The following is a 22,397-nucleotide window of genomic DNA, read 5'->3' on the forward strand; positions in this document are numbered from 1 at the left end:
CTCTATAGAGATCCACAAGTTTGACAACTGTACCTGCTGGGAGCTCCTTTTCGGCAACTACTAGGTCATAAGCAGTTGCGATCATCTCAATAAATGTTTCTGGCTTTAATCCAAATTGGCGCTTTGAGAGGCCTTTCAATTGAGCAACCAAAAAACTAGGGCGAATCCCCCGCTGTTTCTTCTTTTCAATGATCACTGCGGCGTCTGAGGGAGAAAGCGAGATTATTGTCGGATAGGAGAGGAATTTTCCATCGGATTCAATAATCCTTATATCTTCCTCCTCGCAAAGAGAAAATAGTTCCTCCTTGTAAGAGCCCGACTCCATTATCTTTGAGACATCTACTTCAGCAAGGGAACTAAGTTCATCCACCACCGAGCCAATCCCCTCAACCAATGTTTTCAATTCAGTCACAGCAAGGATGTAATCTCGAACTGAGCCAGTTTGAGAGGCCTTCTTAGCCTTTTTCCCCCGAGCGCTGATGGAATTTACAATACGAACCAACTCATCAACCGTTGCTTCGGCCATCTCAAAGTGTCGCTCTAGAGAACTATCCTGCTTCAAATTGGGATTCAAACAATCATCCTTTCGATCACATATGAAAGCGGCTACACATCTAAAAACACGAAAAGTGCAAATGCAAGTTAGTACTACTTTAATGTATCATCCCAGCTAGTCGCCTTGGTCAAATATCAACCACCACCTCTAATTAGCGACCGGAAGTCTTAAACCTTCTCACGATACGCGACACGACTCTCCCTAATTCGAAGGAGAATGCAGAGCCTTCAATTGCATCCAAAAGAGGTAACGCCTCGTAGAGGAGTTTGACTCAGATTTAAAAGGTACGCAGTCAAACTTGCGGAGATCCAAATATCGTTCCATTGGACAGGTAGTAGAAGAGTTGGGTATCTCAGAGGCGACGTTCAACAACTGGGTCTACAACGCTCGGAGAGCAAAGAAGGCTAGCAGCGGTGAAAGATCGGATGTGTTGTGGCCGACGAGATCAACCGTCTCCGCAAGGAGATAAGAGCAAGCCCGTAAATGGAAAAGGAGTGAGCGACTTGAGTTTTCGCACCTTCTGGATAAGGGAAAGTCCAACGAAACTAGGGTGCTTCTATCATCGATGTCCAGAAGGCCGACTTTCCGATCAGTTTGCCCTGCAGAGTCTTAGCTGTATCGCGTTCTGCCTATTATCGTTGGGCGGTGAGGAGAAAGTAACTCGAAGAGCTAAATAGCGCTCGTGAGGAACTGAAGACGAGGCTACTTGAAGCCTTCTCAGCTAACCGTAGGATCTACAGGGCACCGAGGCTTACCCATAAACCTAGAGCCATGGGTGTTGGTATCTCTAGAGCGACCGCTAGTCGCCTGATGGCCGAGTTATCCATTACTGGGGCTTGTGGAAGAGCTAAAACAATCACCACTAGGCCAGATTGACATGCCAGAAAGAGTTCTGATTTGGTTCAGCGTAACTTTTCCGTCGATGCACCCGACAAGTTATGAGTTAGCGACCTTTCCTACATCGGCACCAGGGAGGGCTGGTTGTAGGAAGGTTACTCTGCATCATGGACGCGATTCAAGTAAGGATCCTTGGATACTCGATAGCGAGGTAATGGACACCCAGATGTTTATAGATTGCCTCGATAAAGCCAGATCTACCAGGGGAAAGGTACTGATGTCAGATACCATTTTTCACTCTGATTATGCCGAGGTTTTCATTAAGCCGAGGAATCTAAATTTTCCCTGGACGTGAGAGGTTTGTTGACTAATTCCTCGGCTTAATGTTCCTGCTGATTATCGTTATATTCAGTCTCGCCTATATGTTTTTGCGAAAGGGAAGAATGTAGATGCTAAGGCCGCGCGAATCGACATTACGCCGTTAGGGACCGAGTGCACCTCGAAGATGAAGACTTCAGCAACGATATCCCCGCCGAGAACATCCTCACCAAGGATGGACTTCTGGTTCCACGTAGCCCGCGTTGACACCGAAATATTAAGCCGAGAAATTGTCCAGCTATCCACGTCTACGCTGGCATAACATTAATTCCTCGGCTTAATGAAAACCTCGGCACAATCGGAGTTAAGCCGAATTCGGCTTAACTCCGACCACGGATCTCAATATACGAGTATCGAGGTCAGAGAGATGCTACGACTCGCTCAATTCTTGTAAGTCGATGGGGAGCGTTGGAGATTCACCGTTGACCGGCTAATCGTATGACAACGCTATGGCCGAGGCGCTTTTGTGCCTCGTTGAAGAAGGAGCTCGTGTATCGAACAGTCTTCGATACTAGAGAGGAGGCAAGAATAGAGATCTTCGTCTGGATCCAATGGTACAACCGAGAGCGGAGACATTTACGTATTGGTGATATTTCACCAACTGAGCTCCCTCAAGTCAGCTATGTTGAAAGTTGCATAGATAAGCTACAGTTCCGTGTCGCGTTTGGTGAGTAATTCCAAGTTGAGAACAAAAAGCCCTAGTAGAGGTTAGATGCGACCTATGGCGCCAGATGAGAGAACTTCCTTCTCGAAGAATATGACCGCAAGTTCGCAGGTGCGCGGTGGGCACTACTAAAGAACCCCGGAGATTTGACTGACTGCCAGGGTGAAACCCTACTTCGAATCAAGCGTACCGGTGGAAAACTCTAGCGGGCATACGAGATGAAGGAGTCCCTAAGAGCTGTATTTGCTGGAGATCTCTCTAACGATGAGGTAAGTGAACTCCCTTAGAGCGATGGTGTTCCCGAGCTTCTCGGTCCCGGATTGAAACCTTCGTCCGATTGTCAAAGACAATTCGGACCCATAAGGCGGGCATCATGGCCGCAATTGATCCCTTTGCTTTGACAAGGGCGTATCAAATGGTCGAGTTGAAGGTTTGAGCACCAAGATCCGCTCGATCATTGCTAGATGTTATGGACTACATTCTGCTGAGGCAACTCTAGCTTTGGTCATGCTTTCTTGTGGAACTATTGATCTCAAACTTTCGTACGATAGGGCGAGTTGATCCACATGAAGGTCAATAGAGCCAAAAATATTGTCCGAAGCTCTCCCATTGGAGTCAGCGCGGTCGACATGGCGTCGAACGCGTCGCTGACATATTAGTAGCGACTCCCAGGATCGTTCGTTGGCGGGCGAGTAACGAGAGCGAGGATGAGTGTATCGATCTGCGGTGATGCCCAAATCGGAGTTATTGGCGAAGCCGTCAACGGATTAAGTGATGAGTTCAGGAGCGAACGACCAGAGATTCCATGGCGAAGTATTATCGGGATGTGTAATATTCTTACTCACCAATACTGGGATACCTCCTAGGCACTAATCGAGCAGATCCTAGACGAAGATTATCGACAATGATCTGAAGCGTTTGGAACGTTCGATGGTTGGCCTTGATACACCCCCCAACCTTTAGAGTCTGATCTGAAAATGGAAGATAGCTCTGCTCGATCGTTAGCAAATGGCATTCATCGCTAGGCAAGTTCCTGCCACATAAGCCAATGACCGGATCGATCGAGGGCGTACAGTTCTAGGGAAAGTCCTGGATCGCAGGCCGCTACCGTTGCAGTTGCAACATTGCATACCACGACCAAGGCGCTGTCCTTTACTATCTTTGCAAAGCAACCTGAATAAGCGCTAAGAGACGTCGACTTGGTGATCTGAAGCTGCACATGTTCTGCACTCGTAGCTGACATGACTGGATTTTGCGTAGGCCCTAGCGAGACCTGGGTCCATAGTGCCCTATCCGACAAGATAAGTCGCGAAGGTATTGAAGAAGCCATGAGCCACTCTCGAGTCGTCTGGATCAAGGAGTTCCTCAACTGTCCAGCGGGATTTGAACCATCAACCACTCCAAGAGGATTGGGGCACGATGAATATTTGGAGGCGCCGATAGGAGCAGGATATAGAGATTTATTCGACTTTAATTTCGTCTCAGTAGCAGATAAGCTCAAGGTTGCTGCCACGGTCGTGGTAGTTGAATTAGGAACAGCAAGCGTGGTACTGGTAGTACTAGATTGGGGCGGCAAAGTAGTGTTTGAGGTCACGGCCGAAGTACCGCAATCAGAGATCAGTATCGTGGATAACACTAAAAATAGGCTTCGGGACAGTCGCTTTCGAACCTGCCAGTGAGAGTTTCGAGGTGATTTCAACACGACAATGCACCGCTTTGGCTAATTCTGTCGACGCGCATGACCCCGCTCCTTTCCGACCTCACCTTAATGATTTTATCGCAACTCCAGCATTAGCTCACCATCTTCAGTTCTACGACGGCTTTTACAATTCCGTACTCTTGATTAGCGGCAGTCTCCTTTCCTCAGATAATTTGGTGTCTAACGCTTTACATTATCGTGAAATAGTTGACCGATTAATCGAGAGTATTGATGCTTTTGCGAGACACCTTTGTAGTGCGACGCATCGGCAATGATTAGGTAGTTATAAACGCCTACCAGTTCCAAGAGGAACGGAGTGCGCCAATAATCGAGCCGTGGTATCTGATTTGGCAAGGTCCGACCTTGTCTATTTCGAATTCGGCAGGATGCCAAATATTTGAGGCTTTCCTGACATAGATACGGGTCCCAGGTACCACTAAAGCAAGCGACAATCCCAGTAAACACCTATCTTTCGGATCTGAGGTAGCCCTTTAAGAAATTTTACAGGATCCAAGTCCCTCAATTTTTAGTTGAGAAACACTCAAAAAGGTAGACCGGACCTGATATAGCTACCAATTTAGCTAATTCGATCCTTGGATTAAAACGTGTCGTTATAAGTGAAGTTTCTCTTATAAAAGGAGAGGTAGCTGTAAAGCTCAAGTTCACCCGCTTCAAGCTTGGATGTCGTAATTCCAATTACAGTACGAACTTCCCCTACAATACCAGAACCATCAACTCCAGCTTCAGACATGTGGATATTGGAGTGCGCCAAACTTAGTCCTGCTGTCAACTTGGACGAACGAAGTATCCAAGCCATGGCGTAATGATCAAATCAGTTCCATTTGCACGATCAGTAGTATATTCACGCTTTGAACAAGTTTTTTAGCACCTGGTTGCCTGGTCAACCTACAAGGTGGATAATGCCACCGTTACCAAAGTCAGCCGCATTTTCGTTCAGAACAGTAGGTTCGATCTGCGAGCGGGTAGTCGCTGAAGTGCTCGATCCCAATCGCTTGGAGAACCTCTTTTTAGTAGCGGCGGATGAGATCTCCTATAGAAAGCATCCCAATTATCTGACTCGAGTTACCAACTACGAAACCGGCCTCACCGCTTATGTGCACTCCGGTTGGTTACCTTTGCGGACCTTAGAATAAGTCGCTAGGACGCTAAGTCCCTTCTTGGTCATAGTGATGGAGACCAACCCTTCGATCGTACGAACGTGGACGACGAGCTTACCCCTTCAGTTGATAGAAATGAAGCTGAAGTATGGATATTCGAGTCTGCTTCCATTCGATGTTCCCGTGGAGTAGCGGTAGAAAATTACAACGAGATTTGTTTCGGACTAAGGTCAGACAAGGTGGCACTTTCACCAGTGCATCCGATATCTTTTGAAAGCACAAGCATCTGCGGTAATCGGTAATTTTAAAGGAACCAACTTCGAGCGATGTTCTCGCCCTATTGTTTGGTTCATGCCTTACTTGAACAGATGCCAAACGCATTGACGCCTCGGGCAGTAGAGCACAGCGAGTTCCCCAGTGGATATCGCAGCTTCAAGACCTACTATTTATCTGCTGCAGATGGACTGCTTGTTTTGTCTTGCGCTAATCGACTTTCCTTTGACGTCACGCTCATCATCGACGGTAGCGCGTTGGATAAATAGTGAGTAAAACCTCGGTGCACTTTTTGCGTGCGAAATTGGCTACTGTTGGAAGAGCTTTGAGTTCCGTCAGATCCAAATCCAAGCTGCATGAGCGATATTTGTAGGTAACAACTATCTTGGCAGTTGCTATTTCTTAGCGCGTTCCAACTTCCTCACTTACCAAGAAGCTACTGCGAGTTCATAGCGAGCAGCGTGGTTACGGGCGTCATGGCTGTTTTCAGTCGACGGATAGCACAACAATTTTGATCCTTGCCAGATGTTCTCACTCGTCCCAATTGAGACGACACGACGAGAAGGCGAAGCGATAGGACTAGCCTTAACAAACAAGACCTAGGTAATACCTCGCCGTACGGTGGATCGTCCATTTGGAATCTTCAAGAGAAACCTACCACTGCGCATAGAGAAAACTCCTAATCAAAGGAGTAAAATATGTCTGATGAAAAGCTAGCAGCCGGGGAAAAGGCTGACAAGCGAGCACGACCAGCCGTTGGGTCCGACCCCGCCCTAGATGATACTGTCGCTGAGGTAGAAGTAGAAGATACCTTCATTCGTGCGGTTGACGAAGGGCGTCGTCGAATTTTCCGCCGAATGGTGCCATTGCTGGCTACCGGATTTGTAGGGGGGATTGATGTAGGTACTGGTGTCTTGGCTCTATTGCTCGTTGAATACACCACTCACTCAAAGCTGCTAGCTGGTCTTGCATTTTCGGTAGGGTTTATCGCCTTGGCATTGGCTCGTAGCGAACTATTCACCGAAGACTTTCTAATACCGGTCTCTACTGTTATTGCTCGCCAAGCTCAATTTCGGGGTCTGATACGACTCTGGATCGGGACACTCGTCGGAAACCTCGCTGGAGGATGGATTTTTTCTTGGCTCATAATTGCCGGTTTTCCATCGCTGAGGTCACAGGCAATTGTATCGGGTTCCTACTACGTCGATCTTGGTCTTGGAATTAGGGCAATGGTCCTCGCGATTATTGGTGGAACCGTTATAACTCTCATGACCTGGATGCAGCACGGGACAGAGCAAACATCTGGGAAGATAGTTGCCGCTGTAACTGGAGCCTTCTTGCTCGGTGCCGCTGGCCTCAACCACGCGATAGTGAATTCCCTCCTGATGTTTGCCGCATTGAATACCGGGCATGCTCCATTTGGCTATCTCCAATGGGCAGAGACGGCAGGATGGGCTGCTATTGGCAACATTATTGGTGGTGTTGGCCTGGTAACGCTCTTGCGCATCGTCCAAGTCCCTCATACCTTGAAGGCGGAACGAGAGCATCCAGCCCCGGGTGTTCCCTTCCACGAGTAAGAGCCTCGCGATAGGTTCTCTATAGCGTCGATATAAGGCGACACCAGGGTCGCCTTCGGTCAATCTGATTTTATCGATTCGCAAGTGCCATATATAATTAACAAGCCGAATGCAAACGCGATCAGAGCACAATGGAGTCTTTGAGCTTTGATTCTGCGTTAGTGTCGTATGGTAGTTCACAAACTACAGATACGATTCGGGGTTTCTAAAGAGACGAGCCTGCAAAGTAGCAGGTCAAAATCGTTCTACGCAGCGTACCGTAGCACCTGAACGCAAAAGTGCAGATCTAGACGAAGAGATCACGCAACTCCTTAGAACGTTTGTCCTAGAACACAAAGCTCAAGGTTACAAAAGAGCATATCGCTACGTCATAGACAAGGGATACTGAGCCTACCAAAAGAAAGTGGTCACCCAGTTCTCCTACGTACGAGGTTGATTAAAGGGATGTTGATGCAGCAATCGACAGGAGGCAGTTGACGCTAAAATTCAATCTTTTGGTTGTTCTGATAATCGGTTCCAGGAAGGCAATACAGTTAGATACTTTCTAATTGAGCTCATTTTAAATGTGAGACGGTACGGTGTCATGGACCTTTGCTCGTGATTGTTTAGTACATTGCAAATATAGAGTACGGAGTTCTCCGGTGGCGAGGACTCCGTACTACACCCGAAACTATGGCGGTCCAGAAAATCCCATTTGACTGTTGTCTCGTCGCTAACTTTGATTTCCTTAGATTGGGGAAATCCAGCGCAGCATTGGATTTAGCATGGAATTCATCAAACAGCTACCAATTCAGGAAGCCCTGTGGCGCTCGGGTTATTCTTGCCAGCTAGCCTGATCCTATAAGGACCTTTTTTTCGAATTAGGCGCATTGTCTTCGCCGTGCAACCGTTGGAGCAGTGCAACTGCTTCCTCAGCCGCCACTATTGCAATCACAATGTCGCCTTCAGAGATCTCAGTCGACCCTGATGCGTAACTTCGAACACCTTTGTGCTGCACTGATACCACCACACAGCCAGGAGGGAGACCGGCATCACGTATTATGTGGCCTATAACCGGTGCCCCTTTGCTAACACGTTCTTCAACAGCAAGGACACGAGTCGTGAGGTCATAAGCGTAACCGACCTTGGAATTTAGAACTTCGTGGTAGCCAGTGACGAGATCGCTAGCGGAGATAATACCCACAATGCGCTGATCCTCGCCTGTGACCGGCAACCATCCCAATCCTGATTGAAGAAGCAGCTCAAGGCCTGTATCGAGTTTGGCCGACAGAGGTATGGTAGGGCTGGCAAAGTCGATCGACCCTTCGATCTCGGCTTCGGGAGCCGCAGAAGAAATCTCTTCGAGACGCTCGGTCCTCACTGTACCCAAGTATTTCTCGTCACCATTTACAACAGGAGCACCTGGCAAGCCAGCTTCGCGAAGTACCCTGAGAGCCTCAACAACGCGCTGGTTGTTTTGGAATTTAACAACTGTTGGATGAACTAGATCGGCTACCTTGAGGGAAGTTAATAATGGTAGCCCGAAGGTCGGCGTCCTTGCTGGCGAGTCGGCCCTGGTACTCAACTGCGAACGGTAAATACTATCATCGGAACGCCCTACGATGAACCAGGCGATGGCAACAGCAATCATGGCAGGCGCTAGAAGGCTAATATTGCCCGTCATTTCACCCACCATTAGCATCACGGCAATAGGAGCACGTGAAATTCCTCCAAAGACTGCCATCATTCCAACCACTACAAAAGCGGCGGGATCGTGGCCAATGCCGGGAGCCCAGGGTTGTAGCAGATGCCAGATGGCAAGCCCGGTAAATCCTCCTATAACCATACCGGGGCCGAAGACTCCACCGGATCCCCCACTTCCTATGGAGAAGGCTGTTGCTGCAATACGGGCGATAGGAAGCAAAATGATGATGTAAAGGGGCACGTGAAGAAGGTCAGAAGAGAGACCCTTTTGGATCCATCCGTAACCTGTTCCCAAGACTTCGGGCAACCATAGCGCAATCAACCCGGTTAGGAGAGCTCCAAGCGCTGGTCGTAGCTTCTTGCTGAATGGAAGCTTGCTCGCTAGTTTGACGATACCATAGAAGGACCGGGAATACAGAAGGCCAACGCCACCAGAAACCAACCCAAGGACCGCAAACCAGACCAGTTGGACTGGCTGAGTAAAATTGTATCCGCCTGGGATACTGAACAAGGGTTGATAGCCATAAACCGCCCCGAAAATCGCATATGCGATGATAGACGCCAGCATACCGGGCAACAAGGCTTCGAATTCGAAGTCATCCTTATAAACAATATCCGCGGCGAGTACCGCTCCTCCAAGCGGGGCGCTAAATATTGCACCAATACCCGAACCGATCCCAACAGATACCGCTATTCGGCCGTCCTCCGGCGATAGGTCAAGCACGCGGGCCAAAAAGGACCCGAAGCCGGCGCTTATCTGAGCTGTTGGGCCTTCACGACCTCCGGAACCTCCCGAACCAATAGTGACGGCTGACGCGATAATCTTGACAACGACTGCGCGTAGGCGAATTCCACGGGGGTTTCGGTTAATGGCGTCAATCGCCGCATCCGTACCATGGCCTTCTGCTTCTGGAGCCCAGGTAAAGACGATGAACCCGGAGATCAATCCTCCAAGTACCACGACCAACGGAATAGCCCAGGCCCTGAGATAGTGTCCCGAACCCGAAACGTTCCCTTCGCCGGCTGGGGTCGGAACTTTGTAACTAGCAAGGTATCCCAGAAAGAAGTGCGTTGCGAGCGTAAGCGCTTCGAAGAACAGTACGGCACCCAATCCGGCAATAATCCCGATAACTGAAGCCAATATCAGCCATTTGGGCAAATACGACATCGCTTTGATCCGGCTCGAAAGATAGCTTTTCATGCCTTGCCACCTCGGATTCTAGGGTCGGGAGATCTCGATAAATGCGAACACAACGCGCTGACGACGAGGCCGTCATTGTTTTTCGCCTTAGCGCCTCTTTGACGCGGCGATTGATGTGCGACGGAGGTCGTTGGGAAGAGATTTCTTAAGCCATCAACGTTCAAAGCAATGTGAGATACTTCAGGCGTCTCCCTAGTTACCTTCTTCATTTTCTTATCCTCAATCTCTTCTTCTTGGGTGCGAAACGAATACCAGACCGTTCTCTGAGGAAATTTACTTGCATATGGCAAGTATAGCCATATACAATGAATGCTAATGACAAATATTGCTAACCAGGAATCGTTAGATGCTGGAGAGGAACTGGTCGACGCGGTCTTGGCGGCCAGCCGTGCCCTAGTCGCAGTGGCTGCACGCTCGCTTGCCACCGTTGACGAAGAGGTAACCCTGGTCCAATATAGGGTCCTCGTCGAATTGGCTGCCCGTGGGCCTCAGAATCTGGCAGAGCTTGCTACAGCGCTCGGAGTGAGCCCTTCGACCGCGACAAGAATGTGTGATCGGCTCGTGCGAAAGGGTTTGATCGAACGTCGCAGGACTAACACTGACCGAAGGATAGTCCGAGTTTCACTTGCCTCGCCGGGACGCAAGATCGTTACTGAGGTAACTAGAAAACGCCGCACAGAACTGGAAGTGATCCTGGCACGTTTACCCTTAGTGGACCGCCAAACTGTGTTAGTTGCTCTGCGGGCATTCGCTGATGCTGCCGGTACCGTTGCGGAGAAGAAGTGGCCGCTCGGGTGGAATGTCGAGCGTGATTTGCTGGTTGCTGACCCCACCGAAGAGTAAGAACTATCCTTGCCAATGTTACTAGCTTCAACCGACCTTCATCTCGATGCAATCATTTTCGACCAATACGTAGGGCGCAGAGGGTACTCTCAGCTTGAGCATCGGGTTCGCGTGCCGCTAAGTGAGCCGCCATCCAGAGCGGTTGTGGCCTGCACCCAGAAATGCTACGAGATATTACCCAACCAATATTTGCCGCCGTGTAACTGTCGAAATGGAGCAAGGAATGCACTGCACTGCAGCGCAAGTCACATTATTTGCGAAAATTCTAGCGATCGGACAGGCCCTACCAAGGTGCTACAAGCCAAGGCAAATTAAAGTTAAACAAGAAGGAGAAAACCAATGGCAATATATTTTGATGATTTTGAGGTGGGCCAAACTTTCGTTGGTGGCGGTCGGACCTTTACTGAAGCTGAAATAATCACTTTTGCCCATTCATATGATCCACAGGCGATGCATATTGATCGCGTATATGCTGAAGATGGGTCTTTCAAAGGTCTCATTGCGTCCGGATTTCATACGCTCAGCATCGCCTGGTGGCTATTTCTCAAGCTGGGCTTAGTGGAAGGTTCTATGAAGATTGGGATTGGCGTCGATGAGGTTCGGTGGAAACGACCAGTGCGACCTGGAGATACCGTTGCGCTCACCGTAGAGATTATTGAAAAAAGTTTGACTTCGGCCAATGATAGCGGACGGGTGCATTTTTCACACACTCTCAAGAATCAGGCAAACGAAGTGGTTTTGACATATAACAGCTTGCATTTAATCTGGTTAAAAGGGTACGGTAAGAGTGAGAGCTGACCGCCATGTGTAAGTGGAAGGCTCCTCATTGCTTGATCCATTGGAACCATGGTTACTATAGATAAGTAGCTTCCAAGTTTCGCCATGCCGGTAACCGGGATTGACAACTTTGACACCCACCGCGTAGAAATTGCAAAGGCCGATATGTGCACGGTCTACCACCCCGCCATGCTCGGTGCCAATGCCTGTATGGCAGAGACAGTGGAAGATCGAAACCATTTGGTGGCCTCGACACCGAAGGCGAGCAAACGCGCCACTGCGTTTCGAAGTACCCTATTGCCAGCAACAGCCTCGCGCCTTTACTCAAAGTCTCTTTACAAGACCGACGTCACTACTACCGTGCACTTCGCGCTGCTGCATGACATCCGGCATTCTTACCTTTAGATTTTTGCCTCGGCGAACTTCGGTTTCTTGGGTTTCCTTACGGAAAAGCTACAAGACTAATTCGTGAGTTCAATACGAAATCTCCTACCCTGCCACTGCTGCACCCCTACTTTGCCCTTATACGCCTTACTCGCTCATGCCGCCTTAACAAGAGACCCGTCTGGCCTGAAACGACCGACCAGCCAGAGTAATCAAAAGGCATTTATTCTGCCTTGGTTGTGATGTCATCCATAGGGATTTCGATGCGTCATCGCATCGTTGGCTTTTACTCATCTTCGTAGAACTTACCGAAGGAAGTATCTCCGTCCCCTAAAAGAAACGCTCATCATCTTGGCTCAATAACAACGCGGCTCGTGCCGGTTTGATATCTCTTTGTCGTAAGTTGATATCGAAAGAGCCAGCGAGCTAGAGGCATTTCTCCTCATCTATCATATTGCATTGCTTGACTGGGAAGCTCAAAAGGTCGACCTATGGTTAGCATTCATAGCACACGGTTCCCTGATCAGATTAGGCTTGAACTTTCTTGACCTGAAGGAAGTGACGAGAACTCTTGTTTATCTAGGGTATCTAAGATCTCTTGACACTGGAAATTAATATAGTTTAAAGCTGGGTTTAGCCCTAGTGGCAAAGGGACGCTTGTCATAGGTTAGGCTACCTTCTGATTTCCATCTCTGAAAGCTACGCAGTGACAGTCCGAGTTCCTTGACCGCTAGTTTAAGCCTAGCTCCGCCGTTATGAGCTTCCTCAATAAGTTCTACTGCAAGTAGGCGATCTGAGGGAAAGGTCATTCGACCTCTTTGTCCCCCCATATCGCCTGGACTTTTTCCCGCAGCACCAGCAGCGCTGTCTTTTCTGCGAGTGCCTTCTCTTTCCTATTTAGCTCTGACTCCAGCTTCTTAGTTTTTATTTTCACGCTAGCTAATTCGGATCTGTATTTAGCTATAGCTTCACCGGTTTTATCATTCGCCTTTGAACAGGTAATACGCCAGTCGTTTAGCTCTTCTTTCAAAATTCCCTTAGTGCGAAGGTATTCTTCAAGTTGCAACTCAGACATGGCAGCAGTCTCGAGTACGGCCCGAAACTTATCCTCTGAGCTCCATAAACTGGCTGGAGTTCGCTTAGTTGGATCTTGGCGATCTATCTGGTCCTTTAATTCACGATTCCAGATGTAGATAGTTGTCTTTGGTATCTGGACTTGTTTAGCCAAATCGGCGATTGCACCTCTGGGTGCATTGGGATCTGACAACAGCTCCCTCAGCCTCTTGACAACAGCTTCTTTTTGATCCTTTGGATAAGGCTTCATCGTGTTCGATCAAAGTTCTCGCCCTGCATGGTTGGTATTCTATTCGAATAAATGCCAACTATCTTGACACCTAGGGATCCTTACTCTACGGGGAGATGGTCATGAGTGCAATTATTACAAGGTAATTACCGATGTTAGTAGTATGTTGGGAGTTGCGATGGACAACTTTTTGCGACCTGATGATTCTCGAGAGTCGGTAAAAGTAAATGGATTACGGGATATGCGATTTTGGTGGGCCATAGTTTTATTTGGTGGCAATGGTTTACTTTGATGCATAAGTCCAGGAATTGTTACTACTAGGAATGGCCATTGCGCCTTCCGGTTACGAATCTATGTTATTCCTATTGGCGACACCCTGTATGGCAAATTTCTAACAACCCTTGAGTTATGCAGCCTACATATTATATACTTTCCTCGCGCTGGAAGTGAATCTCGAACTCGTGCAGTCCTGGCTCGATGATCTCGATCATAATTATTATGAACAAGTTGTCGCTGCTTGCTCTGTGACCGAGGCCCACAGTTGCGGCGCCCGTTGGTAGATACAGGGAAGACATCACGTCACAAAAAAATGAAGGAGTTGCGTCCAGGCTCTAAAGGGTATTCCGAGTTAACCTGGATCCACCGAAAATTTAGCCGATCGACTTTGATTTAGACATAGAAAAGGTGCTCTGACCTGGTAGAATGATGTTTGAAGACACTTCAAATCCATCAGTTCAAGGAGCACCTTTTAGATGCAAGCATCTACTAGTGCTTTAGAGTGTTTGATAGTCACCTTTGACGATTCGAACGCAGTTTCCAACAGTGGGTTAATACTCCCTATCACCCTTGCTGAGAGACTTGGCCTTAGGGATCTCTTTGATTTACACATTGACCTAGAGGATCGTCCTGGACGAGCAAATGTTGGCAGAAAAGCTATGGCTATCGTCGCATCTATCTTGGCCGGTGGTGATTGCATTGATGACACTGCAATCCTTGAAAGCCCAAAAGCGCAAGTTATCCTTGGTCAGATAATGCCAGCACCATCTAGGTTTGGTGTCTTCTTGCGTAGTTTTGAGACCAGTGACATCGCAGATGTTGAACGAGTTGCAGCTTTGTTGCTAAAACGAGCCTGGCTAGCTGGAGCAGGTCCAGGTGATGAGTCACTCACCATTGATGTTGATTCCACGATATGTCAGGTATATGGAAACAAAAAAGAAGGAGCTGGATTTGGTTATACCAAAGTAAGGGGGTATCACCCACACCTAGCAGCTGTTGGTAAAACAGGTGACATTCTTGGAATAGTGACACGTGAAGGCAATGCCAATACCGCCCGTGGTGCCGGAGAGTTTGTAACTCAGGTAATCAACAATGCGAGAGCCGCTGGAGCAACTGGTGAAATAACCATGCGTTTTGACTCTGGGTTCTACTCAAGAGCCGTTAGAGACGCAGCTAGTGCGGGTGATGTGCGCATTTGCATTACAACACGGATGTCAAAACGATTGAAGCAGGTTATTGCAGCCATACCAGAAGAAACATGGACTTCAATTCCTTATTGGCTTGAAGGTGGAGCTGATGTAGCAGAAGTGAAATATCGCGCATTTGCAAGAGATAGACAAGACGTTCGTCTTATCGTACGAAGGGTCAAGCCTACTCCAGGGTCTCAGCTGGCACTATTTAGTGACTATGACTATCACGCATTTATTACCGATCGACAAGGCGAAACGCTTTTCCTTGAGGCTGATCACCGAGCACATGCCCAGATCGAACTAGTCATCAAGGATCTCAAAGGAGGTTCTAGGCGGAATCATGTTCCATCCAGATACATGAACGCTAATGCCGTTTGGTTGGCTCTGGTCTAATTAGCCATTGGTGCAATTGCACACAACCTGGCACGGTGCAATTGCACACAACCTGGCACGGTGCAATTGCACACAACCTGGCACGGTGCAATTGCACACAACCTGGCACGAATAGGTGCTATTACAGAAACTGTAATAACCACACCAAAGCTTCGACGGTGTTACTTTCAGATCGCAGGACATATCACTCGTTCAGCTAGAAAAGTAATACTCCATCTTGAAGAACACTGGCACTATAAGGATAAGTTCTTAGAGGCTCTTGATCGGATCAGAAAGTTTGAGATCGCCATCACCTGAACATCTGGTTACCTAACACACTGAATATTACTTGAAGGAACTGCTCTAGAAGACAAGGGATTAGGTCACTATACCCAAAATGAGATTTCAGAATCTCAAAAATGACCAAACAGGCTCAACCACAAAGCGAATAGGTCATATTTGGCACTCTGAAACCAGATTTAAGCCATAGACCCTCCGTCAAACCTAAATCAGTTCCTAAAAACCGACTTGAAGTCACACCGAAGGGCTCAAGCTGGTCCATTTCTGTGGATTCAGGTTAAGTTGCGCTAGTCCCAAAACTGCAGGCCGATACGCACAATCTTCTGGTCGAACCGCGAACCCACAACGGGATCTATGTTGTTAGCCACGAATTCAAACGTGAGAGGACGTCATTGGACGTTGGTGGACATTGCACTTCGTCCGGCGAGCAGATTTCGAGGCTGATGGACGTCCCTGGACGTTCTGGAAACACTCTCAAGGTGCCAGATCGAACTCCGGGCGGCCCACTATAAGGCTCTGAACGTTCACGCTTGTGGCGCCCAACGATTGCCGTGTTCAAGATCGAAAATCGAAGAAATTTGAAATTACCTCCACCAAGTGGACGAACTCGTCATGAAGCTCACTTTGGGAGTGGCAAACGTTTCCTGACACCAATTAACACTCAAAGCCCAAGGACCTCCCGTAGGCCATGATCGATGCGTTCGAGAGTGAGTGGTCGCACACGGCCAGTACGGCGTCCGAGCTCGGACTTGTCCAATGTGACAAGGGCCGTCACGTTAGCCACCGATGCGCGCGTCATCCCCGCCTCGCCCTCGGCGATGTGCACGTTACCCGGCATATCACCGAGGTGGAGTGTGCTGGTGAAGGTTACAGCCACCACGGTGGCCAACTTGCTCGAGTTATAAAGGTCATCAGACACGATCAAAACGGGTCGACGCTTCGCGGGTCGCGACCCTTGTGGTTCTCCTAAGTCCACCCAGTACACCTCCCCTCGCTGAATCACCACCTCGTGCCGTCGTCCTTTGCCAACAGACGGTGAGCCGCGGTTGTCGAGAATTCATTCGTGTCGTCATTGACGGCGTCGACCACTGCGTTAATGCGGTCAATCACGCCAGCCGATGAGTTAGCCGCTTCTAGTTCCTTCTCTACTGCACCGGCAAAGAACGCCGAACGACTGGTACCCAGTTCCTTAGCGCGGCGCGTCGCACGGGCATACACCTCAACAGGAACCGAGATAGTTGTCTTGACGTATTGATTGGACTTTGTCATATTCAACGTGTAACTGGTAACACTCAGGTCTCGCAACCTTCGCTGTCAACTCCCCGAAATTGAATAGTGGCTTTACCTTGGAACGAACTCAGGTCTAACCAATTGTCTAGCTGGAAGGCTCCCACTTTATCAATCCACCACTAACGCGATTTTTGTATCCATGACGTAGCTGGAGGCAAATTTCATGAAGTCCAAGAGACATACCCCAGAACAGGTGTTGAAAAAGATCGCCGAAGGGGACAAAATGCTCAATGAAGGTGCAACTGCAAGCGAGGTTGCCTGGAGCTTTGGTGTTGCCGAGGCGACCTGGCACCGATGGAAGAGCACTTACGGCGGAAATAAAGGCAACGACGTAAAGCGTCTCAAGGAACTCAAACATTGAGAACTCCTCTCTAAAAAGAATCGTAGTTGACCAGACCCTTGATATTGCGATACTCAAGGAGGTTACTCAGGCAAACTTCTAACCCCGAATCGACGCCGCAACCTTAAACATTTTCAACGAGCCACTGTTTCAATGGCAAACTTAGAAGGTCTGCTGTTTCTCTCATTCAAATATCGGAGCAAGCTTCGCCAGCACTTCGTCGAGAACTGATCCTGGAACCTTTTCCAACCAACGGGCATTAGCGGCTCCTAAATCAATAGCACACGGCTGATCACACCTGACTATTCCGTTGGTACTCGTTCCTGCATCCTGGAGTGACACAGCAAAACCCGCCGTCCTGGAGAAGTTACCTCCTGTTGTAATGGGCAAGACTATAGGGACCCTAACGACTCGATTAAATGCAGTAGCTGATACCACCAATACGGGACGTGTGCCTCTTTGTTCATGTTCCAAAGTTGGGTCAAGCGACACAAGGTAGATATCGCCACGTTCCACTAAAGTAGCTCGTTCCCTACGGGCTCTGAATCAAGCCAAACCCGGTCTTCTTGAGATAGTTCCACTGATCCATCACATTGAGCTAGCAATTCTTCCAAGGTGTATCGTGCTCGCGGAGCTTTTGTAATTACTAGCCGATCGTTATCTATTTCAATTCCGACAGTCTCACCTGAATGTAGGTGTAATAGATCGAGGAGAGCAGGGGGAACGGCAAGCATGACTGACCCTCCGACCTTACGAAGATTCGTTGTATACACTACGCTCCTTTTTCAAATTAGTTATATGAAAGTATAATACATGGTAAACCTAAAGAACCTACTAAACCCAACCGTTATGGTCTTTACTGGGAATAATGCATGAAATTGCGCCGGAAAGTCCCGTCCGTAAGGGCGGGGAGTATTTCACCATACAACTCCTCGAATCGGAGAGGTTACGAATAACGAGACCCAAAGTACCTATCTCACGGGCTTCATTTATCGTTCAAGGAATACGTGGGAACCGTTAGGTGTCAAGATGGGAGGATAAAGCGGCGAACTGCAAAATCAAAAGCGCATCGGATTCAAGGCGTTGGCAACAATATCGACCTTATTGGTTTATTTACGCTAAAACTGCTTGCCGAGAGTTCAAAGCCCACATCACTCAAGCAAAAGTGCCACAATTGGCGCAGGAATTGCCCATGCCGGATGAGAAGTGTCCAATATTGTACGTGTAGCCACAACTCCCAACGAAAAATAACCCTCGATTGACCTTGCCTCGGCTCGCCAACCAGTCGACACCCACTTCGATTCCATTGGAACGCTTTGCTTGACACCAGAGGGACTTGGAATTGGAACCTTTGAAAAGTCGATCTCCTTGCCACTTCCAGTCCGAAGATAGCCAATTGCATCGTCGGATTCCCAACGTCCCGTTTGCAAATCATCGACTGCCCTAGCTACCGAAACCGCAAGCGCCGCTTCAGTGAGACGAGTAAAGTCTGGCGAAGGAATCCCAGACCTCAGACGAGGACCAATCCACGAGAGCAGTGGATCAGCCAGATACATCTTGGACTGCGAACCTCTTTTGCGATTCCCATCCACATCGATCTGGTGACACCAAAGCGCCGCATAGGCGTGTGTAAGTCGATTCAAACGAACATCGAATCCGTTGCCATCGGCGTAACCCAACTCCTCCGCCAAAGTCTTCCTAGAAAGAGGGGAACTGCAATGTTGTTCGATCGTCGAAAGCAGCCGTGGAACCGAGTCATCGTGGGCATCGGGATCAACATCGCGGTGCAACCACGACGCAAGATCTTCTAGAAACGAGTCGCTCACCGCCCCCGTGTTATGGTTCTCGGCTACAGCTCGTGGAAACCCGCCCGACGTTAAATAAGACTGCCACGCGAGATCGAGTTCGTCTACGAATGGTTCGAGTGTTTCTACGATACGAAGTGCGTCCGGGGATTGCAACTCCCACGGACGTACTTTTTCAAAGGATGGATTCAGGCGATTCGTAGCGATCAGTACATCACGTAGCGACATCGGATGAAGTATACGTGAACGCCGATTGGAACGTTCCCCCGATCGACCCGCCATTAGATCTCTCTTGACATTTGAGCTATCATCCCACGATGACCCCGTACACACAACGGTGTCGTTACCAAACGGAGTATTGTCGCGTTGATATTTGAGCTCCGCCGTCCAGCCTTTAACCGCGGTCACCTCGTCGAGGAGCCAAATTCGCCGACGCTCTCCCATTGAACGTGTGAGTTCACGACCGAGACGGACCACTCGGCGCAGGTCGGCTAGCGTCATACCATCGAGTGCAACGTAGATGAGTTGGCGCGGATCGATGTCACTTCGTCCGCAAAGTGTCAATGCCGTGTCTTTTAGAAGGACAGACTTTCCGACACGACGAGGACCTCGAAGAACGATAAGTTTATCATCCACGTCTCCGTTGGCGACATCGTGAAGGAGGTTGGATCGATATCCCAAATCAAAGGACTTTCGCGACACAAGAGAGCGATCGTCCAACGCCCACCCATCAGGATCTCGCCCGGCTGCGGCCGCTTGCCACCATGGGTTGTTCTCACGAAGTCGAGTACGAATTTCATCGTCGCGCATGATTCTACGCTAATACCACCCCCCCTGTTTTAATGTTGTATCACATTAAAACCCCCCCTGTTTTGATGCGATGTCGCATTAAAACCCCCTGTTTTGATGCGATGTCACCCATCCGATTTAGATTCAATCCAAATTTTGAATACTTCTAAATACTCTGTAGTGAACACTGCAATAACACAACCGGATAGAGTCCCATTGCAGTCTTGGGAATTACTGCCACGCCATCCGCCAGGGCTTCGACTCCCCGGAGCCTTCGCTGCGAGCCTTGTCCCCCACGCCGGTCGATTCGGACTACGCCGCAACGATGGTCTCTCTTCTTCGTTGGCTGCTCGACCTCGTCGGCGACAAGGAGGCGGCAAAATGGATGCAAGAGGCGCGGGACACACCGTTCGAAGCTGCTAGCGCTAAATTAGCCTCACGAAACAGGCGCACAACATGAGTGAACGAAAGCGAACCTACTCTAGTCCGGGGGCCTTCTGTCGGGCGCTCACCGACAAACTCAAGACGGATCCACGCGGAAGCAACTTCGAACCCTTAAAGGCTTTCTTGGGATCTGGCGATTACGCGTTGGCGACTACCGAGCTATATGCAATCGACGACGACCAACTTATCGTCTTAGTGGTGGAAATCGGTATCCGAAGTGAAGTGTATCGAAACTTCTAACAAATATCCGCACAATACTCCTCTTTGCATAAAGCGCCACCAGATGACCAGGATTCGTGCACGTTTTCGCACTGGAACCGATGAATCAAGGAAGTGCTCTTAGGCATTGCTATGGCTAACTTCACGGTTCCGGGGTGAACGCTACCCAGCCAAGTAGCTACCAAATAGCTAACTAAATGATCGAGGTGCAAATGGTGCGCTTCATTCCACCGCAGGATCGCGCACCATGGTTTCGGGTTATCTCGCCAATAAAATCAGATGACCACACTTTGGACTTCCAATTTAGAAAACTAATTGGCAATCACGAATAACATTTAGCTTCCGAGATCGAAGACGGGTAACAGAATCATCTCGATATCGTCAACCACGCACGCATGATGACAGGCCAACAACTGCCAGTCTCGGCTATCTCACGACAGCGACGTAAAGAAAAAACGGCGTAACTCCATCGACGCAACTGCAATAAAATACCGAGACCAGCTCCTATATCACCTAGAAGGGTGCGTCGATATCAACGACGCCGACCACCTTATTAGTGACGAATTCGCGGATGCCGAATTCGGTGAGTTCGGTTCCGAAGCCAGAGTTCTTCACACCTCCAAATGGGATGTCGGCTCTAACTACAGTTGGGTGATTAACAAAGACCATGCCTGTCTCTATTCGCCGGGCGACACGCTCTCCACGGACCACGTCACGAGTGAACACCGACCCGCCCAATCCATAGATGGAGGCATTCGCAACGGAGATCGCTTCGTCTTCGTCGGCGACACGGAAGACCAAGCTCACCGGACCAAAGAACTCGGTCTGATACGCCGGGTTATCCGGCTTCACATCGGTGAGGATGGTCGGTTGGAAGAACGCTCCCTGCTTAGGGACTGCTTCGCCTAGCCTCTCTGCGGTCGCACCACTGTCGATAGCCGTCTTCACCTGCTCGGCGAGCATATCGACTGCACTTTGCGTGCTCAGCGGAGCAAGTTGCGTGACTGGATCATGCGGATCACCAGCGCGCAGTGCCGCCACTGAAGAACGGTACTTGTCCATGAACTCGTCGTATACTGCATCCACAATTATCAGCCGCTTTGACCCACAGCACACCTGCCCGGCGTTCCAGTGCCGCCCCATTACCGCCCATTTAACGGTCTTGTCGATATCGGCGTCCTCGAGAACGATGAATGCATCCGAACCACCGAGCTCCATCGTGACCTTCTTCAGGTTCTTACCAGCAGCGGCGCCCACGATCGTGCCGGCGCGCTCACTGCCAGTTAGCGCAACTCCTCGCACCAGTGGATCTGCCAGAATGTGATCGGTAGAGGCAATCGATATGAATAGGTTGGTAAAGACGCCATCGGGAAGCCCAGCATCATTGAAGAGTTTCTGCATTGCCTGTGCCGCAGCCGGCACGTTCTTCGCATGCTTTAGTAAGACAGTATTTCCGGCGAGGATCTGTGGAGCAGCAACGCGCACAACCTGGTAGTAAGGAAAGTTCCACGGCTCAATGCAATAGATAACTCCGAGCGGTTCGAATACAATCGTCACAGTACCCTCTTTAGCGCCCTTGACCTCAAGGGGCTTATCCTTAAGGAAACTTTCGCCGTGCTCGGCGAAGTAGTCGAAGATGTCGGCACAAAGTTCTACTTCAAGCTCTGCCTCAGCGGATATCTTTCCCATCTCTAACGTCAGCACATCCGCGAACATACGCTTATCAGCTCGAAGTATTTCTGCTGCTCGCGTCATGACCTTCGATCGGTCTTCGAACCCGGTGGTACGCCAATTCAAGAACGCCTCGTGAGATTTCAGGATTGCGGCGTCGATCTCAGCATCTGACGCGTATGGAAAGCTCTGGACTAACTTATTTGTATATGGATTTACCGTCTGATAAGCCATTTATGCCTCTTTCTGTTGTGCTTGGCACGGGAGGCAGGACATCTATTTCGGTGAGAAGCCCTCAATGCATCTATAGCTTTGACGCTAGTGCCTTCCTGAAATCTTACGTTACCGATGTGCGTGACCTTGGCTTTTACAGTTGGCGGAGAGATCTATCGGGTAGAAAAATATTTT

General features: G+C 49.2%; 27 protein-coding genes and 2 pseudogenes. 16 read left to right on the forward strand and 13 right to left on the reverse strand.

What is annotated here, in order from left to right; genetic code table 11:
* Positions 1 to 574, reverse strand: a 574-nt coding sequence (locus AXFE_RS02905) for a hypothetical protein (protein ID WP_152625826.1), incomplete at its 3' end; no start/stop codon positions are given.
* A gap of 1,635 nt (positions 575 to 2,209) precedes the next feature.
* Here AXFE_RS02905 and AXFE_RS21280 point away from each other — a divergent pair.
* The 4 genes and pseudogenes from AXFE_RS21280 (at position 2,210) to AXFE_RS18260 (ending at position 3,301) form a co-directional block, all read left to right on the forward strand.
* Entirely contained in the window at positions 2,210 to 2,446 is a 237-nt protein-coding gene (locus AXFE_RS21280; protein ID WP_052604395.1) for an IS3 family transposase, read from the forward strand.
* Between the two features lie 284 nt (positions 2,447 to 2,730).
* Positions 2,731 to 2,871, forward strand: a pseudogene (locus AXFE_RS21285) (hypothetical protein); the annotation flags it as partial.
* Positions 2,841 to 2,996, forward strand: a pseudogene (locus AXFE_RS21290) (hypothetical protein); the annotation flags it as partial. The pseudogenes AXFE_RS21285 and AXFE_RS21290, both read left to right, overlap by 31 nt.
* 146 nt (positions 2,997 to 3,142) lie before the next feature.
* The gene (locus AXFE_RS18260) at positions 3,143 to 3,301 is read left to right on the forward strand and encodes a HepT-like ribonuclease domain-containing protein (RefSeq protein ID WP_082058439.1); all 159 of its coding nucleotides are present in this window, start codon (positions 3,143 to 3,145) and stop codon (positions 3,299 to 3,301) included.
* Positions 3,302 to 3,456: 155 nt separating this feature from the next.
* Here the strand turns inward: AXFE_RS18260 and AXFE_RS02920 are convergent, their stop codons facing one another.
* Entirely contained in the window at positions 3,457 to 3,765 is a 309-nt protein-coding gene (locus tag AXFE_RS02920) for a hypothetical protein (RefSeq protein WP_152625827.1), read from the reverse strand.
* Here AXFE_RS02920 and AXFE_RS02925 point away from each other — a divergent pair.
* Complete coding sequence (locus AXFE_RS02925) at positions 3,764 to 4,114, forward strand: hypothetical protein (RefSeq protein ID WP_152625828.1); 351 nt, start codon at positions 3,764 to 3,766, stop codon at positions 4,112 to 4,114. The genes AXFE_RS02920 and AXFE_RS02925 overlap by 2 nt on opposite strands.
* A 618-nt stretch (positions 4,115 to 4,732) precedes the next feature.
* Here the strand turns inward: AXFE_RS02925 and AXFE_RS02930 are convergent.
* The gene (locus tag AXFE_RS02930) at positions 4,733 to 4,951 is read right to left on the reverse strand and encodes a hypothetical protein (protein WP_052604398.1); all 219 of its coding nucleotides are present in this window, start codon (positions 4,949 to 4,951) and stop codon (positions 4,733 to 4,735) included.
* 103 nt (positions 4,952 to 5,054) lie between these two features.
* Here AXFE_RS02930 and AXFE_RS02935 point away from each other — a divergent pair, with 103 nt between their 5' ends.
* The 3 genes from AXFE_RS02935 to AXFE_RS02950 all read left to right on the forward strand — a co-directional run bounded on the left by AXFE_RS02935 (position 5,055) and on the right by AXFE_RS02950 (position 7,102).
* Positions 5,055 to 5,288 carry a hypothetical protein gene (locus tag AXFE_RS02935; RefSeq protein ID WP_052604399.1) on the forward strand — a complete coding sequence of 78 codons (234 nt, stop codon included), beginning with the start codon at positions 5,055 to 5,057 and terminating at the stop codon, positions 5,286 to 5,288.
* A 290-nt stretch (positions 5,289 to 5,578) separates the two neighbouring features.
* Positions 5,579 to 5,794, forward strand: coding sequence for a hypothetical protein (locus AXFE_RS02945; RefSeq protein WP_052604401.1), 216 nt, complete (start codon positions 5,579 to 5,581; stop codon positions 5,792 to 5,794).
* A 429-nt stretch (positions 5,795 to 6,223) separates the two neighbouring features.
* On the forward strand, positions 6,224 to 7,102 hold the full coding sequence (locus AXFE_RS02950) for a formate/nitrite transporter family protein (protein ID WP_052604402.1): 879 nt from the start codon (positions 6,224 to 6,226) through the stop codon (positions 7,100 to 7,102).
* An 838-nt stretch (positions 7,103 to 7,940) separates the two neighbouring features.
* Here the strand turns inward: AXFE_RS02950 and AXFE_RS02955 are convergent.
* Together AXFE_RS02955 and AXFE_RS02960 are read right to left on the reverse strand one after the other, a co-directional pair.
* The gene (locus AXFE_RS02955) at positions 7,941 to 9,986 is read right to left on the reverse strand and encodes a chloride channel protein (protein WP_082058440.1); all 2,046 of its coding nucleotides are present in this window, start codon (positions 9,984 to 9,986) and stop codon (positions 7,941 to 7,943) included.
* Positions 9,983 to 10,195 (reverse strand): hypothetical protein, encoded by a 213-nt coding sequence (locus AXFE_RS02960; RefSeq protein ID WP_152625829.1) that lies wholly within the window; start codon positions 10,193 to 10,195, stop codon positions 9,983 to 9,985. Before AXFE_RS02960 ends, AXFE_RS02955 begins: the two co-directional genes overlap by 4 nt.
* A 106-nt stretch (positions 10,196 to 10,301) precedes the next feature.
* Here AXFE_RS02960 and AXFE_RS02965 point away from each other — a divergent pair, with 106 nt between their 5' ends.
* The 3 genes from AXFE_RS02965 (at position 10,302) to AXFE_RS02975 (ending at position 12,011) form a co-directional block, all read left to right on the forward strand.
* Positions 10,302 to 10,829, forward strand: a complete 528-nt coding sequence (locus AXFE_RS02965) for a MarR family winged helix-turn-helix transcriptional regulator (protein WP_200891175.1) — start codon at positions 10,302 to 10,304, stop codon at positions 10,827 to 10,829.
* A gap of 339 nt (positions 10,830 to 11,168) precedes the next feature.
* Complete coding sequence (locus AXFE_RS02970; RefSeq protein WP_052604405.1) at positions 11,169 to 11,627, forward strand: MaoC/PaaZ C-terminal domain-containing protein; 459 nt, start codon at positions 11,169 to 11,171, stop codon at positions 11,625 to 11,627.
* An 84-nt stretch (positions 11,628 to 11,711) separates the two neighbouring features.
* A complete protein-coding gene (locus tag AXFE_RS02975; RefSeq protein ID WP_052604406.1) occupies positions 11,712 to 12,011 on the forward strand; it encodes a hypothetical protein in 300 nt (99 codons plus the stop codon).
* Positions 12,012 to 12,601: 590 nt separating this feature from the next.
* Here the strand turns inward: AXFE_RS02975 and AXFE_RS02980 are convergent.
* Positions 12,602 to 12,799, reverse strand: a complete 198-nt coding sequence (locus tag AXFE_RS02980; RefSeq protein ID WP_052604407.1) for a hypothetical protein — start codon at positions 12,797 to 12,799, stop codon at positions 12,602 to 12,604.
* Entirely contained in the window at positions 12,796 to 13,314 is a 519-nt protein-coding gene (locus AXFE_RS02985) for a hypothetical protein (RefSeq protein WP_052604408.1), read from the reverse strand. Before AXFE_RS02985 ends, AXFE_RS02980 begins: the two co-directional genes overlap by 4 nt.
* 731 nt (positions 13,315 to 14,045) lie before the next feature.
* Between AXFE_RS02985 and AXFE_RS02990 the strand changes: the two genes are divergently transcribed.
* Positions 14,046 to 15,152 (forward strand): IS1380 family transposase, encoded by a 1,107-nt coding sequence (locus AXFE_RS02990; RefSeq protein WP_052604409.1) that lies wholly within the window; start codon positions 14,046 to 14,048, stop codon positions 15,150 to 15,152.
* A gap of 60 nt (positions 15,153 to 15,212) precedes the next feature.
* On the forward strand, positions 15,213 to 15,449 hold the full coding sequence (locus AXFE_RS02995) for a hypothetical protein (protein WP_052604410.1): 237 nt from the start codon (positions 15,213 to 15,215) through the stop codon (positions 15,447 to 15,449).
* A 643-nt stretch (positions 15,450 to 16,092) separates the two neighbouring features.
* Here AXFE_RS02995 and AXFE_RS03000 read toward each other — a convergent pair.
* The gene (locus tag AXFE_RS03000) at positions 16,093 to 16,437 is read right to left on the reverse strand and encodes a type II toxin-antitoxin system PemK/MazF family toxin (RefSeq protein WP_052604411.1); all 345 of its coding nucleotides are present in this window, start codon (positions 16,435 to 16,437) and stop codon (positions 16,093 to 16,095) included.
* Positions 16,431 to 16,736 (reverse strand): hypothetical protein, encoded by a 306-nt coding sequence (locus tag AXFE_RS03005; RefSeq protein ID WP_152625830.1) that lies wholly within the window; start codon positions 16,734 to 16,736, stop codon positions 16,431 to 16,433. Before AXFE_RS03005 ends, AXFE_RS03000 begins: the two co-directional genes overlap by 7 nt.
* Before the next feature lie 148 nt (positions 16,737 to 16,884).
* Here AXFE_RS03005 and AXFE_RS03010 point away from each other — a divergent pair, with 148 nt between their 5' ends.
* Complete coding sequence (locus AXFE_RS03010) at positions 16,885 to 17,082, forward strand: transposase (protein ID WP_082058441.1); 198 nt, start codon at positions 16,885 to 16,887, stop codon at positions 17,080 to 17,082.
* Between the two features lie 162 nt (positions 17,083 to 17,244).
* On the opposite strand, the gene AXFE_RS03015 is transcribed toward AXFE_RS03010, so the two are convergent.
* The 3 genes from AXFE_RS03015 to AXFE_RS03025 all read right to left on the reverse strand — a co-directional run bounded on the left by AXFE_RS03015 (position 17,245) and on the right by AXFE_RS03025 (position 19,676).
* Positions 17,245 to 17,577 (reverse strand): type II toxin-antitoxin system PemK/MazF family toxin, encoded by a 333-nt coding sequence (locus AXFE_RS03015; RefSeq protein ID WP_052604413.1) that lies wholly within the window; start codon positions 17,575 to 17,577, stop codon positions 17,245 to 17,247.
* A complete protein-coding gene (locus AXFE_RS03020) occupies positions 17,577 to 17,834 on the reverse strand; it encodes an AbrB/MazE/SpoVT family DNA-binding domain-containing protein (RefSeq protein WP_052604414.1) in 258 nt (85 codons plus the stop codon). The genes AXFE_RS03015 and AXFE_RS03020 overlap by 1 nt, the downstream gene beginning before the upstream one ends.
* A gap of 378 nt (positions 17,835 to 18,212) precedes the next feature.
* Positions 18,213 to 19,676 carry an AAA family ATPase gene (locus AXFE_RS03025; protein WP_052604415.1) on the reverse strand — a complete coding sequence of 488 codons (1,464 nt, stop codon included), beginning with the start codon at positions 19,674 to 19,676 and terminating at the stop codon, positions 18,213 to 18,215.
* 265 nt (positions 19,677 to 19,941) lie between these two features.
* Here AXFE_RS03025 and AXFE_RS19835 point away from each other — a divergent pair, with 265 nt between their 5' ends.
* The gene (locus AXFE_RS19835) at positions 19,942 to 20,115 is read left to right on the forward strand and encodes a hypothetical protein (protein ID WP_160291706.1); all 174 of its coding nucleotides are present in this window, start codon (positions 19,942 to 19,944) and stop codon (positions 20,113 to 20,115) included.
* Positions 20,112 to 20,339: a type II toxin-antitoxin system RelE family toxin gene (locus AXFE_RS03030; protein WP_052604416.1), complete on the forward strand. Its 228-nt coding sequence runs from the start codon at positions 20,112 to 20,114 to the stop codon at positions 20,337 to 20,339. Before AXFE_RS19835 ends, AXFE_RS03030 begins: the two co-directional genes overlap by 4 nt.
* Before the next feature lie 492 nt (positions 20,340 to 20,831).
* Here the strand turns inward: AXFE_RS03030 and AXFE_RS03035 are convergent, their stop codons facing one another.
* On the reverse strand, positions 20,832 to 22,223 hold the full coding sequence (locus AXFE_RS03035; protein ID WP_052604417.1) for an NAD-dependent succinate-semialdehyde dehydrogenase: 1,392 nt from the start codon (positions 22,221 to 22,223) through the stop codon (positions 20,832 to 20,834).
* Positions 22,224 to 22,397: the final 174 nt, after the last annotated feature.

The sequence above is a fragment of the Acidithrix ferrooxidans genome (assembly GCF_000949295.1).
GTDB classification, from domain to species: Bacteria; Actinomycetota; Acidimicrobiia; order Acidimicrobiales; family Acidimicrobiaceae; genus Acidithrix; species Acidithrix ferrooxidans.